This is a genomic window from Candidatus Tisiphia endosymbiont of Stenodema calcarata (assembly GCF_964030695.1).
Classification (GTDB): domain Bacteria; phylum Pseudomonadota; class Alphaproteobacteria; order Rickettsiales; family Rickettsiaceae; genus Tisiphia.
Genome location: NZ_OZ034911.1, coordinates 1,347,477 through 1,363,429, shown reverse-complemented (window position 1 = coordinate 1,363,429; position 15,953 = coordinate 1,347,477). Strand labels below are relative to the sequence as shown.

10 protein-coding genes are annotated in these 15,953 nt (G+C 34.3%); 4 read left to right on the top strand and 6 right to left on the bottom strand.

Annotated elements, in window-relative coordinates:
- Positions 1-23: 23 nt before the first annotated feature.
- The 6 genes from ACQH1W_RS06485 to yidC all read right to left on the bottom strand — a co-directional run bounded on the left by ACQH1W_RS06485 (position 24) and on the right by yidC (position 9,157).
- Entirely contained in the window at positions 24-2,999 is a 2,976-nt protein-coding gene (locus ACQH1W_RS06485) for a type IV secretion system protein (RefSeq protein ID WP_425361019.1), read from the bottom strand.
- Positions 3,000-3,006: 7 nt separating this feature from the next.
- Positions 3,007-5,421: a VirB4 family type IV secretion/conjugal transfer ATPase gene (locus ACQH1W_RS06480; RefSeq protein WP_425361209.1), complete on the bottom strand. Its 2,415-nt coding sequence runs from the start codon at positions 5,419-5,421 to the stop codon at positions 3,007-3,009.
- Positions 5,422-5,453: 32 nt separating this feature from the next.
- Positions 5,454-5,741, bottom strand: coding sequence for a VirB3 family type IV secretion system protein (locus ACQH1W_RS06475; protein WP_341753466.1), 288 nt, complete (start codon positions 5,739-5,741; stop codon positions 5,454-5,456).
- Between the two features lie 249 nt (positions 5,742-5,990).
- On the bottom strand, positions 5,991-6,917 hold the full coding sequence (locus tag ACQH1W_RS06470; RefSeq protein WP_341762708.1) for an acetylglutamate kinase: 927 nt from the start codon (positions 6,915-6,917) through the stop codon (positions 5,991-5,993).
- On the bottom strand, positions 6,871-7,479 hold the full coding sequence (gene yihA, locus ACQH1W_RS06465; protein ID WP_341761591.1) for a ribosome biogenesis GTP-binding protein YihA/YsxC: 609 nt from the start codon (positions 7,477-7,479) through the stop codon (positions 6,871-6,873). The genes ACQH1W_RS06470 and yihA overlap by 47 nt, the downstream gene beginning before the upstream one ends.
- A complete protein-coding gene (gene yidC, locus ACQH1W_RS06460) occupies positions 7,469-9,157 on the bottom strand; it encodes a membrane protein insertase YidC (RefSeq protein WP_341762707.1) in 1,689 nt (562 codons plus the stop codon). Before yidC ends, yihA begins: the two co-directional genes overlap by 11 nt.
- Positions 9,158-9,877: 720 nt before the next feature.
- On the opposite strand from yidC, the gene ACQH1W_RS06455 reads away from it, so the two are divergent.
- From ACQH1W_RS06455 to parE, 4 genes are all read left to right on the top strand, one after another.
- Positions 9,878-10,807 carry an AEC family transporter gene (locus tag ACQH1W_RS06455; RefSeq protein WP_341747908.1) on the top strand — a complete coding sequence of 310 codons (930 nt, stop codon included), beginning with the start codon at positions 9,878-9,880 and terminating at the stop codon, positions 10,805-10,807.
- Between the two features lie 294 nt (positions 10,808-11,101).
- Positions 11,102-13,381 (top strand): NADP-dependent malic enzyme, encoded by a 2,280-nt coding sequence (locus ACQH1W_RS06450; protein ID WP_425361018.1) that lies wholly within the window; start codon positions 11,102-11,104, stop codon positions 13,379-13,381.
- A gap of 61 nt (positions 13,382-13,442) precedes the next feature.
- On the top strand, positions 13,443-13,619 hold the full coding sequence (locus ACQH1W_RS06445) for an HIG1 domain-containing protein (RefSeq protein ID WP_341762705.1): 177 nt from the start codon (positions 13,443-13,445) through the stop codon (positions 13,617-13,619).
- Positions 13,620-13,935: 316 nt separating this feature from the next.
- A complete protein-coding gene (gene parE / locus ACQH1W_RS06440) occupies positions 13,936-15,918 on the top strand; it encodes a DNA topoisomerase IV subunit B (protein WP_425361017.1) in 1,983 nt (660 codons plus the stop codon).
- The last annotated feature ends 35 nt before the right edge of the window (positions 15,919-15,953 follow it).

The window sequence follows — 15,953 nt, the reverse complement described above, 5'->3', positions numbered from 1 at the left end:
TTAAACTTGTACAGTTGGTGACTTTATGAATTTTCATTAGAGCCATCTTTTTTTACATTAGTTCTAGCAGTTGTAGTTTTCTTAGCTGGTTTAGTTTTAAGATCGCTCTCCTTCCTAGCTTTTTCCTCACGATTTTTTATTTCTTGTTGAATGTCACCAGCCTTTCCAGCTTGCACCGTAGAATCTTCAAGTCCTCCCAAAGTTTTAGAAAGTAACTCATGGGTCTTTTGCTCTTTTGGTAATTCCTTAGCAGGACTTGCTTTCTCTACTGTCCTTCCTAATTCTTGTGTATTTGTTGTAGCTATCTGTGGTGATCTATTAACAAAATCCTCTGTTTCTACTATTTTATTAGTTGGAGGTAGAATAGGTTCGTCAATAGTCTGCAAATTAACCCTTGATTCCTTTGAAGAATCTCCTGCATCTGAAGAACTCGATTCAGATACACCAGCTGCAGTAGATTCTGCTATATGACGGGCTGAAGAGAGAGGAAGTCCACCACCACCTAGAGACTTACCACCACCTCCTCCTGCTGTTGATACAGTATCTCTAGATGAACCGCTAGTGTCTAAACTATCTCCTGCTGATTCACCACCAGTAGCTTCAGTATCTCCGGCTGATCCACCTCCACCACCCATATCCTTAGTAGCGCCTCCAGCACCTCTAGCTACTTTATCAGCCGCCTGCATTTTACCAGCAGCTCCAAGAGCAGCCATACCAGCTTTGTATATTGCCTGTGGATGTATGGCAACACCACTAAGAGGTACACCTTCAGTCATATCAGCTGCAAACTCTGCTAATTGGCTACTAAAGTGATACATTAAATACAAAGTAAAGCAGGCAGTAATTAAAGCTAGAGCAATATCCTTAATTTTCTCAAAAACTAATTTGGGTGATACAAAGAACATACCAGGTCCCATAATAATACCCTGCAAAAACGGGTATTCAGATAAATAATCGCTTGTACTGCCACTACCTGGTTTTTTTTTGACCATCTCGTTGAGGTTATCTTTAGCAAAATTAAAAACTGTTGACAGTGGATTATTAAGCATATAACCTAGGCTATTTTGACAGCTTTTAGCATTATCTATACCTTTACTTTCATCTTTCTCATATTTATCCCAATTAGTATTAACATAAAATATTTTTACCTTTCTTTTTCCATCTCCCCCACTTTCTATACTATTTTGTATAGTTTTATTTGTATATTTACAGTGACCATAAAAACCGAAATCATAAACTGAAAACATCATAATCAGAAAGGTTACCACTACCATAGGTTGTAGCAAAAATGATATTAATAACTTTACCCATGATTCAAAGTAACCACGAGTATATTCAAATAAAAACATTGGCACAAAAAGAGGAGCTAAAACACCTAATATTACTATAGATATCATGCACATCACTGTAGCATTCACCATAAACGCTCCAACAGAAATCACTAATAAAGGATAGGACAGTGCCAGAGATACTAGAGTCATGTTACCTGAAATAATAGCAGGAATCAGTAAATATACATAAGGTGGGGCTGAGAAACTAAAAAAGTCAAAACTCTTGAAATCATGATTTTTATATTGATTTTCTACCAGTAAGGTTGATAGGATATCTAATCCTAAATAATGGCTTACATGACAGTCTAATGAATCCCATAATGCCATATAAGAAAGATTTTTATCGTAATCTTTAGCATCAAATTTACACAACTCTGATGGAGAAGCATTCATAACCCAACCAGCAAGTGTATCTATTCCTCCTAATAATAAAGGAAAAGCCCATTGCACCATACCATCTAGTCGATTATAGTCAGAATTACTACCAGGAGTAATGTTTATACCTACAGAAAAATAGGTTACAAACAACATCTTTAATACAAAATTAATTATTTCATTTTTAGGAGGAACATCACTAGAAAGTATAATTTTAAAACCAAAGAAAATTACATATATAGTCAATAAAGCGGTAACAGTTCGGTGCATATTACGTTGAAATTGAAATAATATGCTACTTTCTCTTTTGCTTGAATTAATTACTTTATTAATATCATCAAATGTACAAACATCTTTACTAACCAGTAATCTTGCTGTCATTTCTTTAATACATTCTATTAATGGTGAAGAGATAACAATGGCTGTTTTAGAATTATTATAAGCTCTTTGGTAACAACTAGAAGATGACAAACCACAATCAACTATTGCCATTGGGTCAGTAGCGGTATTAGGACCTTTCTTAGTTCCACCATCAAGACTCATAAAAGTCGCATAAATTGATTCAGGGTAAGGTTCTCTAATATACTTACAGCCAACTGGTACCCAATCTGCTAATATACTAGGAGCAGCCACACACATGGTATCTTTTATTTTTACTACTTTAAATATAATAGCTGGTATAGGTATAGGTGATATGACCAAGTCTATCATCGCATCTTTGTAACCATCTTTTTTGTCCTTATAAATATTATGAAATGATGCTTTATTGCTCTTCCATGCGTCCATAATATCTTTCCAAGGATCGGAACCGGTTAATACGGCTTTGGCAATAGCAAGAGCAGAAAGGGCTATCGCCTTCACTCTAACAGCTGCTAGCTTAACGTTATTACACAATGCAAAGGTTAATTTAGGGTCATTTGGATCAATTTTATTATTTCTTGCACATTGTCCTCCAGGGTAATCTCCATCAAATAATTCATGGTCATTTATTTTAAGACGTAGCATGGTATTTGCATATAATCCTGGCGAGATTATATTAGAAACAGCAAAGGTAAAAAATGATGCCGGTATACAAGTGTGAGAAAATTCCGTACGTAATAAATCACCGATACCTTGAGTTTCACAGGTCAAATTTGAGAGAATATCAATTATAGTATCTAAAGTATCTTTTTGTTTTGGTTCTTCTGCATAACTATTATGGATAATAGTAAAATTTAGTAGACTGCATAGCACTACTATTCTAGCAAATATTTTTGCTCCACTAAGTAAATTTTTTATAAAATTATAATGCATAAATTAACTAAAGTGATTTTACTTCCTCATAAAATATCGGTAACCATTTTTCAGGATCATTACCATATTTCTCTCTAATCCGATCTAACAATAACACTGTTTCAACCCGGCCAGAAAGAACATTGATAATATCAGTCATACCATCTAAACTTATTTTTGCAACAACTGCATCTACCCCCTGTTTTATTAAGAAATAACGCGATGTTGGATCTGTAGTTTTTATCAAAATATATTCACGTTGACTAAGCATAAAAGCACTACGGTAAATATCAGTTGCCTTAAGGTTTGGTAAGAATATTTGTGTTGCAGTTTGTTGGATCAAGGTATCACTAATCCTGCTTTTAGCTGCATCTTCAACACTTTGGGTAGCAAAAATTACAAAAGTATTTAACTTACGCAAAACCTTTAGCCAGTCTTTAATTTTGGGAGCAAATACTGGATTATCAATCAAAGCCCACGCTTCATCAAGAACTATCATAGTTCTTTGACCATCTAAAGAAATACTAATTCTATGGAAAATATATAGTAGCACAGGAGCAAGACTAACTGGATCTTTTAACAGTTCAGTCATATCAAAGCCAAATACTCGAGCTTGCTGCAAATCAATATTATCTGCCTCATTATCAAATATTCTAGCATGAGAGCCTTTACCAACCCACATAGCAATCCTGCCTGCTAAGCTATTAGGACCATCTATGCCCAAAAATGCTACAACATTTTTTAATCTTCTATCTTTTTTCTCTAGCTTAAAATTACCACTTACTGCTTGTGATAAAATCTTATTATCTTCTGATGATAACTGCTCTCCATTAGAAGTAACTAATACTTTAAGCCATTCTAATATGAATGTTCTATTCTCCCCAGTATCATCAAGCTGTAAAGGATTAAAGTTACATGCTCCTCCTGGATCAATTGTAGTATAAATCCCATTAAGTGATCTAATAAATATTTCAGCACCGTGGTCTTTATCAAAGAAAAACATTCTAGGTTTAAATTTTTGTGCTTGTGCACATAAAAAATTCATTAATACTGTTTTACCAGCACCAGTTGGGCCAATGATCAGAGTATGCCCAACATCTCTAACATGAAAACTGAAATAAAAAGGTGTTCCCGAGGTAGTATCGAGTACAGTTACATATTCTCCCCAGTGATTATTAAAAACCTTACCTAATGGATAATTGTGCATAGATGCAAAACTAGCCATGTTTAAAGTATTTATAGTCGAACCCCTTACTATATAATCCATATTTCCAGGAAGCTGCCCCCAATAACTTGGTTCCATATTAATTCTTTCTCTAACAGGTTGAATTCCAGAATTGGAGAGTTCAACAGAAGCCATAGATAGGGTATCCTCAAGGGATTTTAAATTACTATCAGAGCATAGAAGCGAAAAATGATGCTCTCCAAAACCAATATCACCACTGGTAGCCATATCAAGTGCTCGAGAGATTTCAGCAATTTGTGATACAGCTTTATCCCCTGCTTGAATCATTCTATTTTGTTGTAGTTGCATTTTGCCAATCGCCACTGTCCTATTAGCAAAAACAAAACTTTGGGTCATTACAAACTCAAAAGGCATTTGTAAAAATCCGTCAAAAATTCCAGCTGATGTAGATGGTCCATACTCTAGAATACTTAATATACCGGCGTATCTTCTACCCTTTGGACCACGTGCTTCTATAGATCTAGAACCAAAAAACAATCTATGGGTTGGAAGATATTGGTCTATTGAATTTCTTGGAACGGCCATTTGCATTGAAGATCCACAATTTACCAAAGTACCCAAGAATTCCATAATATCACAACAATAGCCACTATTTGACTTGCGTACGCCAAGTAACCTCGCCGAATAACTATGGAATGTATTAACTACCCTTGAGGACATTTCTCGCAAACTATCCTGCATATCTCGCATGTCATTTTCCCAAGCTGATTTATCAGACTTTTGCATCAGCTTTTTAATGAAATATTCGATTATAGCAACTCCAGCTTTATCTGGTCTATAAAGAATACTAACATATAATTCATTAAAAAACGACCTAGAACCTGCATGTTTCTTACGCCATTCATTTGATAAATAAGTTGTGAAATCATTAGGTACTCTTATGGTAGGGTCAGAGGTATATTCAAACCCATCAAAAACCACTGGTTTACGTCTCCTGATCGTGTGGAAATACATCACAATATTGCCTGATGACATATTTTTAAGTAACGAATTCCTGATATTTTTTTTAATATCTAAATCTTCATCATCGGCTGTTTCAAAGGAAAAACCACCTATTTTTACTACTTGTAATAATTCATTATTTTTAGTTAAAATAGTATTACTATCCCAATGGCATTTATAAGGAATAAAATGAGAAGTAGGTTTTTCTTTCCTAGATCTCGACTCTTTGGCTGTTTTTGTTACAGATAATTTTATCATTTTGTCATTTTATACTTTGCTCATAAAACCTAGATACCGTATGAATTCGCTCCATAGAATGATTTATTAGGACACTGACTACATCTAGAAGATTTATTTAAAAGCAATTCTATAAATCTTGGTTCTTTAAAACATATTACATACCCTATCATATGAATCACAAAAGCAACAAGCAAATTCATGATACTATTACTTTGAATAAATAATGACATAGATATAATCATATTAAGTGCTGCAAATTTTATACTCACACCAAATATCATTGCGGGTCTTGTTAAACCAACAAATAAAGGGTCTGATACTAAACTGCCTGACATAAATTAACCCTCTTTAACTCTAATTAACCCACCTTGCGTATAATCCCCATGGCAATTTAAAAATTGCAGAACAAGTACAAGACGTCTATTAGCGAGACTACGTAGTGGTCGTGGCAATCCACATTTATTGGATTGCTTCGTCGCCACCAAAGTGGCTCCTCGCAATGACGTTTAAGCTAGGAGCATATATCTTGCTAATTTTGTATGTATCGTCTATCTAAGGTAACATATATTACTGCCCACATCTTTTTATATAATTGGCAACTCACTTTCTTTACTTGTAAACATACTTAACAATATAGACTCAGGGAAAGCCGAATTGAGAAAATGTACATAATTGCTACTGTTTTGAATAGCACTTAAAGCTGCTTCAAGCAAGCTAACTGTTTCAGGATCAACAGTATTATTCAACATCTCTTTCAATACATTAACATCTCGTATTCGTATATACTTCTCTCCGGCAAATTCTACCCCATCACATAATAATACTAAATGATCTGCATCTAATGAGGAAGCAATTATCGAGGTCGTCAGATTTACATCCAGCAGATGAGTATTGCCTTTTTCATCACTAGCTACTGGTGTTATAACAGGAATAATATTGCTATCTTCAAAATTTATTAAAATCTCGGGGTTTATTATAACTGGTTCACTGACAAATCCAATATCTATTACAGCTTGATTACTGTCTCTCCTATATGATAATTTTGATTTCTTAGCTTGAATAAGATTAGCATCTTTGCAGGAAATACCAATAGCATAACAACCTAAACTACAGAGCTTTGAAACTATACGCTTATTAATATAGCCAGACAGAACCATTTCCATAATCTGTGAGCTCTTATAATCGGCTACCTTAATATTATTGATAAATTTTTCATCACAGCCAAACAATTTTAGCGTATCATTTACCAAATTAGTATGATCATGAACTATAAAGATTTTAATGCCACAACTGTCAAGTAACTGTATTACCTCTGCAAAATTCGTTAACAATTTGTCATCATCAATAATTAATGACGGTAGCTTAAATACCATGACTTGATCTCTAACTTCACTACTACGTCTTATTATGTCTTTAATTAGGCTAGTATCTTTGACACGGGCAAAACCTTTACCTTCCTTTTCTTTATAATTTAATGCATTTTGCCAAATTAAACTGCAATTCTTTTGCACCTTCTTTACTCCTGCTACTTGTATAAATTACATTACAGGAGTAGCCTAAAGTTGCAAGAAAATTCTGTGTTATCGTCGTTAGGTTTTCTCTATGTGTTATCTTATCTGACTTTGTGAAAACAATTTGAAAATCTTTATTGCAAGAAAGTAACAATTTAGCAATTTCCATATCATTTTGCTTCACTCCTCTTCTAGCATCAATCAATAAATTTACTAATTTGAGGTTTAAACTCGTTCTGAGATAATATGCTATTAAGGTTTCCCACTGCTGTCTGATGTATATTGGCACTTCTGCAAAGCCATATCCAGGAAGATCAACTAACATAAGTTTATCGGCAAGGGAGAAAAAATTTATTTGCCTAGTACGACCAGGAGTATTAGACACCCTAGCAAGACTTGAATTATTGCATATACTATTAATCAAACTTGACTTGCCAACATTTGATTTGCCAACAAATGCAATTTCTGGCAAAAACATGCTAGGAAACTGACTTATTTTTGCCACACCAGCTATGAATTTTACTTCTTGACGGAAAAGTTTTGTAACCTTATCAACCGACATTATTGTCTAACTTATTGATGTAATATTGCTGAATTATTGATAAAATATTACTCCAAGACCAATAAATCACTACTCCAGCTGGAAAACTACTACACATTACTAAAAAAACCAGTGGCATAAATTTCATTACTTGAGCTTGAACTGGATCAGCTGGCTCTGGGTGCATCCTTTGCTGTAAGAACGCAGTCAGAGCCATGAGAATAGGCCATACACCAATCATCAGGAAGCTTGGACAAGTAAATGGCAGTAATCCAAACAAGTTGAAAATTGTTGTTGGATCCGGAGCAGATAAATCTTTTATCCAACCAAAAAATGGTGCTTGACGCATCTCAATAGTTACATTTAACACTTTATAAATCGAGAAAAATACTGGGATTTGTACAATAAGGGGGAGACAACCAGCTATGGGGTTAACCTTTTCCCTTTTATACAATGCCATAACTTCTTGGTTAAGCCTCATTTTATCATCAGCATATAAAGCCCTAATTCTCTCGACTTCAGGCTGAAGATTTTTGGTCTTTTTCATCGAACGATATGATTTATTAGCTAGAGTAAACATTAGCAGTTTTATGATAACAGTTACGATCAAGATACTAATACCGAAGTTACCAACATAGTGATAAAAAAAGTTCATAACGTTAAAGAGTGGTTTAGTGATTATATAAAACCAACCAAAGTCAATTGCACGGTCAAATAGCGTAATATTATATTGCTTTTCGTATTTATCTAATAAATCAACTTTCTTTGCTCCGGCAAATAATTTTTGTGATATAATAAATTTGTTTCCTACTTCTATGGTTTGAGTTGGTGAGATGAAGTCAACCTGATATTTTTCAATACCGTTTTTTATTACACAATTGAAATTAGAACTATACTTACTAATTTTATCCGGAATTAAGGAAGCTAGCCAATATTTATCTGTTATGCCAATCCAATCAACAACACCTTGCGGAAATTTTTCAGTCTTTTTATCTTTTAAGTCATCAAAGGAATGTTCTTTAAGCCTACCATCAATAGCACCAATTGGTCCTTGATGCAGGATATTAGCTACTTTCTCTTTGCCAGTATATTTACGGTTAATTAGTCCATAATACTGCACTGATATTGGCTGCTTACTATCATTCACCGTAGTCTGATCTATGGTGAACAAGTAATTACTATCCATGCTAATAGTAACCAAGAATTTAACCCCATCTTTGTTGATCCATGATAAATTCACAGGTTTTGTAGGAGTAAGCTCATCACTATCAGCTTGCCAAAGAGTTTCACTGTTAGGAAGAATAGCACTACCAGTTTTATCAAACCAACCTATTTCTGCAAAATAGGCTTCTTCTGACTGAGAATGAGCAAATAATACAACAGGCTTACTGTCTTTTGATAGATCTTGCTTATACTTCAATAAAACCAAATCATCAAACCTTAACCCTTTTAAAGCAATCGATCCGGAAAGTAATTCTGAGTTTATCTGAATTCTCTTGGTAGCAACAAAGGATTCAGCTTCTTTAGATGCTTCTACTTGAACATTCTTTTTCTTTAACTCTTGAACTTGCTTATTATATATTTTATTTTGCTGTTCTAATTTTTGTAATCTTGGTTTATCGTAAAAATATTGCCATCCAAAAATAATACCAAGGGACAAGACAATGGCAGCTGCTAAGTTAACTATGTTATGATTCATCACGGTCTAAAAATAATTTAAGTTTACTAGAATATATACTACTCGTAAATGAAGAGTTGATAGACGATAGAATCAAAATCATGATAGTAGCAGGAGTCGAAGGGTCGATGGTCGGAGCGTACATTTAGTACTGGCTACCTACGAACCCTGAAGACGACAACGCAATTCTTGATTTTCTATTCTAGAGTATATCAGAATATTTGATTCCACTAAGTATTTTATATATAATTAATTTAGGTACATACAATAAAAATAGCTCCCTCATCTTAGAACCTTCATTAGACTTCCCTATGAGTTCTATAAGATTTAAGCAAAATAATCAAGAAATTTGATGTATACTCAAATCAGGATGAGTATACGTCTTGATTTGCAATCAAACTCTGATATTATGCGAAGTAAAATTTTAATCGTAACACGCGATAATCAAGTTTTTTAGAATTATTAAAAAATACGTCTATTAGCGAGAAGCCGCTGAAGGCGGCGACGCGGCAATCTAGGATACGCGAAGCGTTACTCTAAAAAAACAGCTTCGCTGTTTACCTAGATCGCCACGGCATCTAAAGAGCCTTGCTATGACGGTTAAGGAAAAACTTGATTATCGAGTAACACGCGAATTCGGCATAAGAATTTGTCAATTCTTATCCTGAATTGGGGTATAACATATATTTACAGCCAATTGCTAATTGTCTAGCAATTGGTAATTGGGATAATTGTAAACTGATGAACGAAATCTTCTCTAGTACATTACCTGTTTTGTTGATTCCCTTGTTTGGTAGTATTATCAAAAGGAAATGGTTGACTTCTGAAGAATTTTGGCGAGGATTAGAGAAATTATCATATTTTTTTCTTTTCCCTATTATGCTTTTTAATAATATATCTGCAGCCGATTTAAATGCATCGTCTATAATAAAACTGGTATTTGCATTAATCATCTCCACCTCTATTATTTCTTTGGCTTTAATTATTTATCAGAAGAAAACCAATTTTGACAAGGTTCAGTTTACTTCAACTTTCCAAGGTGCAATACGTTTTAATAGTTATATCTTTTTTGGTGTTAGTAGTCCTCTTTTGGGTCAGGAGGGACTTGCTATAGTATCTGTGATTTCATCCTATATGATCATTTTTACTAATATCATATCAGTAATGATTTTTGCACGTTATATCCCTGATAGTTCAGTAGCTAAGTCGCCTAAAGCTAGCTTTATATTGATACTTAAATTGATAGTACAAAATCCCTTGATTATAGCTAGTATAATTGGATTTCTTTTTAATTATTCTGGTTTAGAATTACATCTTGGTATAAAAAAAACCTTATCTAGCTTGTCCAACTCTGCTTTAGCTATAGGTATGCTAAATGTTGGGGCAAGTCTCAAATTTTTTATGCGTGGTGCTATTTTACAAAATGTATTGCTTACTAGTTTTGTTAAGTTAGTGGCTTTTCCTGTTGTCACAATAATTGTGTTGTCACTAATGTCAATAACTGGTACTGCTAAATCAGTTGGTGTCCTGTATAGCTGTTTGCCATGTGCTAGCACGGCTTATGTTTTATCACGTCAGCTTGGTGGTGATCCGGAATCTATGGCATCAATCATTACGTTCACAACACTTTTTTCAATAGTATCATTGTCAGTGCTTATGTGGATGATATAACTAATAAACTCAATTTCGGATTAATTTCATTAATCCGAAATTGGAATGAGAATGTAAACAATCAGGCTTAAAGCGGCTATCACGCCTGATTGTTAAATATTTCATTTGCTAATCATCTTATTTTTATTGGTATAAAAATAAGATGATTAGCGATAATAGATTAAAATGCATTCGTACCAGCCGCTTCAAGAATGCATTTTTCTGATATTCTAGCCATTTTTGGATTAAAATTTTTAATTTTAATCCAAAAATGAGGTTAATAAACACTTGCAGTAATTAAGAAGGAATAACATCATGGGTGAAATGAATAAAATAAATTATCTCAAAGCCTTAGAATATCATCAAAAAGGTAAGCCAGGCAAAATTGCTATTGCGGCAACTAAGCCTTTGGATACTGCACATGACTTGGCTTTGGCTTATTCACCAGGGGTAGCAGCTCCGTGTCTTGAAATTGCGAAAAATATAGATGATATTTATAAATATACTGCTAGAGGCAACTTAGTTGCTGTAATAACTAACGGTACGGCAGTTCTTGGTCTTGGTAGTATAGGGGCAGCTGCGTCGAAACCCGTAATGGAAGGAAAAGCCGTTTTATTCAAGAACTTTGCTGATATTGATTCTATTGATCTTGAAATAGATACGACTGACCCTGATGAGTTTGTTAATGCAGTAAAATATCTTAATTACAGTTTTGGAGGTATTAATTTAGAAGATATTAAATCTCCTGAATGTTTTATAATTGAAGAAAAATTAAAAAGCTGTATGCAGATACCGGTTTTTCATGATGATCAGCATGGTACGGCTATTATTGCTGCTGCAGGTTTAATTAATGCAGCTTATCTTACCAATCGTTCACTTGATAGTCTAAAAATTGTCATAAGTGGTGCAGGGGCAGCGGCAATTGCTTGCATTGAATTACTAATTGCTCTTAGTGTGGACAAAAAAAATGTTATACTATGTGATAAAATTGGGGTAGTTTACCAAGGTCGGCAAGAAGGCATGAACAAATGGAAAGAATTATATGCAGTCGAGACCGATCTCAGGACTCTGAGTGATGCTATGAAGTCAGCCGATGTATTCCTTGGTTTATCCGTTAAAGGAACAGTATCGAAAGAAATGGTAGCTAGCATGGCTGCAAATCCTATCATTTTTGCCATGGCTAATCCAGACCCAGAGATTACTCCGGAGGATATACAGCTAGTTAGAAGCGATGCGATTATTGCTACCGGACGCTCTGATTATAATAATCAGATTAATAATGTTATGGGATTTCCATATATTTTCCGTGGAGCTTTAGATGTTAGAGCTACTACTATTAATCAGGAAATGAAAATAGCTGCAGCAACTTCTTTAGCTGAATTAGCAAGACAAGCTGTTCCGAATGAAGTTTATAAAGCATATCCTGGTAAAAAAATGGTTTTTGGTTCAGATTACATAATTCCTGTACCATTTGATCCAAGATTAATTACCATTGTTCCGGTAGCGGTAGCTAAAGCTGCTATAGATAGTGGGGTTGCTAAAATTACCGAATTTGATGTTAAGAATTATGCAAAGGAGCTGGAAAGTAGGTTAAATCCTACCTCTCATTACATGAATCTATTATTTGAGAGAATTCAACAGTCAACACCTCAAAGAATAGTTTTTGCTGAAGGTGAGGAGGAAGAGGTAATCATAGCTGCTATGAGCATGCGAGATGCTTCGCATGCTCATCCTATCCTAGTTGGTAGATATGATAAAATATCTGCTGTTTTAAATAGAATAGGCATGAATTATGATTTAGATGGTATTACCATAATGAATGCTGCTATTAACCAAAATCTTGATAAATATATAGATACTCTTTATAGCCGGTTACAGCGGAAAGGTTACTTATACCGTGACTGTGCTAGACTAGTTAAAAGTGATAGAAATATATTCTCAGCTATCATGGTAGCTTGTGGCGATGCTGATTGTATGGTTACTGGTGTTACAAAGAGCTATTATAGTAGCTTAGAGGATATTATGAAGGTAATGGAAGCCAAAGAAAATAACAGAATTTTAGGCTATTCCATTCTGATTGCCAAGGAGCATAATATAATTATTGCTGATAATAGTGTGGCTGAACTGCCAAATGAGCAGGACATTGTAGAAATAACCTTGCAGACTGCTAATATAGCAAAAAATATGGGAATGACGCCAAAGGTTGCACTACTTTCTTTCTCAACTTTTGGTAATCCAATGAGGGAAAAGGCAAATAGAGTACGGGAAGCTGTTAGAATTTTAGATAGTATGAGTCTAGATTTTGAATATGATGGTGAAATGTCAGCTAATGTTGCTCTGAACCCTAATCGTAATTCATATAAGTTTTGTAGGCTATCAGGTTCTGCTAATGTATTAATTATGCCCGGTCTACATTCGGCTGCAATATCAACACAACTGCTGCAAGAATTAGCTGGAGGTGTTTTTATAGGACCAATAATTAATGGTTTTGAATATCCGGTACAAATAGTACAAATGGGATCATCGGCAAGTGAGATAACAAAAATTGCCACATTTGCCTGTATAGATGCAATAAATCTCTTGAACGAAAGATAATTAATTTTCGGATTTTATATTATTTGTTAATAGGTTATAATAACTCTTTCGAGGAATTTTAATGATATATACATTAATTGCTTTAAGTTTGACTACATTAGTCTTAGTGATAGGAATTGTCTCTATGGCTATTGGTGGAAAATTTGATAAAAGATTTAGCTCAAAATTAATGTCGCTACGGGTTATATTTCAGGCAGTTGCTGTATGTTTGCTTGCTTTTCTCTATCTTTCAAAATAGTATATATGCTCGATGAAAACCAAGAATTGCGTTGTCATCTTCAGGGTACAATTGTTGAAAGTTAAAAAATTGTCATCGTGAAGTGCTGTTGTAAGGCTTAAACCGTCATTGCGAGCGAACGTACGTGAGCATGGCAATCCATAAAGCTTGTCATATAGATTGCTTCGTCGACCTACGGTCTCCTCGCAATGACGCTGTGGTATAGGTATTTGTAAACTTTCAACAGTTGTGCCTTTGACACGACGACCTTAATTCTTGAAGTTCTACCTGAGTATACTCGAATGATTTGGAAAAACTTGTAAGTTAATACCATAATATGTCTGATCTATTTAGTTTTAATGATAAAAAGCCTAAAATTAATAATTCATATACTGCAAAAGATATTGAAGTATTAGAAGGGCTTGAACCCGTACGCAAGCGTCCTGGTATGTATATTGGCGGAACAGACGAAAATGCTATGCATCATCTTGTTTCGGAAGTACTGGATAATGCTATGGATGAAGCTGTTGCTGGTTTTGCTAACATTATAACCATAAAAATGCATGTGGATAACAGTATCACTATTTCTGATAATGGTAGAGGAATTCCTGTCGATAATCACCCCAAATTTCCTGAAAAATCTGCTTTGGAGGTGATTCTAACTCAGCTCCATTCGGGAGGTAAATTTGCGAATAATGTATACCAAACAGCAGGTGGATTACACGGAGTTGGTATTTCCGTTGTTAATGCTTTATCAGACCATTTAGAAGTTAAAGTGTACAAGCAGGGTAAATTATTTAAGCAATCTTATTCTAAAGGGCATAAATTGAATGATTTAGAAAGTGAAGATGTTGCAAAAAAATTAAAGGGAACATCTATAAATTTTCATCCTAACCCAGAAATTTTTGGTGAAAAATCATGTTTCTCTCCTAAAAAAATATACGAATTAGCTAAATCAAAGGCCTATTTGTACAGGGGAGTAACGATAGAGTGGCAATGTGAGATTGAGACTAAAAGTGATGTACCGACAACAGCTCTGATCCATTTTCCAAATGGTTTGAAGGATTATTTAATATCAAAAATAAATCATGACGATTTAGTTAGTGGAGAGATTTTTTGTGGTAATATTGACTGGGACCAAGATCACGTAAAAGTGGAATGGGCAATTGCTTGGCATAAAAATGAATACCAACCCTTCATACAATCATATTGTAACACTATTCCCACCCCCCTTGGCGGAACTCATGAACAAGGTTTGCGTAATGCATTACTTCGCGGCTTAAAAATATACGGCGAAATGATAGGTAATAAAAAAACAACTATACTTACTATTGAAGATATTCTTGAAACTTCTTCTATTGTTCTCTCTATATTTATCCAAGATCCAATATTTCAAGGACAAACAAAAGAAAAATTGGTTTCACTAGGGGTTAATAAAATAGTAGAAAACATTATTAAGGATCATTTTGATCATTGGTTGAGTAGTAATAAAGTAGCCGCAAACCAATTAGTTGAGCATATAGTCAATATTGCTGAATTCCGAATAAATAAGCGTAATGAAAAAAATACCTTACGTAAAACTGCTACACAAAAATTGCGACTACCAGGTAAATTAGCCGATTGTACAAGAACGTCTCCTAATGGGACGGAGCTATTTTTGGTTGAGGGAGATTCAGCTGGAGGATCAGCTAAGCAGGCAAGAGATCGAGAAACACAAGCTATTTTGCCTCTTCGGGGCAAAATCCTGAATGTTGCCAATGCAACTCTAGAAAAGATTACTAATAATCAAGAAATTCAAGATCTAGAAGTGGCACTAGCATGCGGTAGTCTTAAAAATTACCGAGAAGAAAATTTACGTTATGAAAAAATAATAATTATGACAGATGCTGATGTTGACGGAGCTCACATTGCCTCACTGTTAATGACGTTTTTTTACCTTCGTATGCCAAAGCTAGTATCATCGGGTCATTTATATATTGCAAAACCACCACTTTATCGACTAACACAGTCTAATAAAACTTACTATGCAGTAAATGATCAACAAAAGACTGATTTAACTGCTAGATTATTAAAAAATAGTAAAGCTAAAATAGACATTGGTAGATTTAAGGGACTGGGGGAAATGATGCCAGCTCAGTTAAAAGAAACAACAATGAATCCAAAAAATAGGTCACTTTTAAAAGTTACTATAGATGATTTTGATAATATTGCTAAGATGGTAGACAATCTTATGGGCAAGAAACCAGAAAAACGTTTCCAGTTTATTTATGATCAGGCTTTAATTAAAATGGATACTATTATAAATAATCTAGATATTTAAAATTGCATCATCTACCAACTACTTATAAATTACAG

Excerpts from the sequence above, each read along its gene's own strand:
- yihA (WP_341761591.1), bottom strand. The coding sequence starts at position 7,479 with ATGTCGGTTGATAAGGTTACAAAACTTTTCCGTCAAGAAGTAAAATTC.
- yidC (WP_341762707.1), bottom strand. The coding sequence starts at position 9,157 with ATGAATCATAACATAGTTAACTTAGCAGCTGCCATTGTCTTGTCCCTT.
- ACQH1W_RS06445 (WP_341762705.1), top strand. The coding sequence starts at position 13,443 with ATGATATATACATTAATTGCTTTAAGTTTGACTACATTAGTCTTAGTG.
- ACQH1W_RS06485 (WP_425361019.1), bottom strand. The coding sequence starts at position 2,999 with ATGCATTATAATTTTATAAAAAATTTACTTAGTGGAGCAAAAATATTT.
- ACQH1W_RS06455 (WP_341747908.1), top strand. The coding sequence starts at position 9,878 with ATGAACGAAATCTTCTCTAGTACATTACCTGTTTTGTTGATTCCCTTG.
- parE (WP_425361017.1), top strand. The coding sequence starts at position 13,936 with ATGTCTGATCTATTTAGTTTTAATGATAAAAAGCCTAAAATTAATAAT.
- ACQH1W_RS06475 (WP_341753466.1), bottom strand. The coding sequence starts at position 5,741 with ATGTCAGGCAGTTTAGTATCAGACCCTTTATTTGTTGGTTTAACAAGA.
- ACQH1W_RS06450 (WP_425361018.1), top strand. The coding sequence starts at position 11,102 with ATGGGTGAAATGAATAAAATAAATTATCTCAAAGCCTTAGAATATCAT.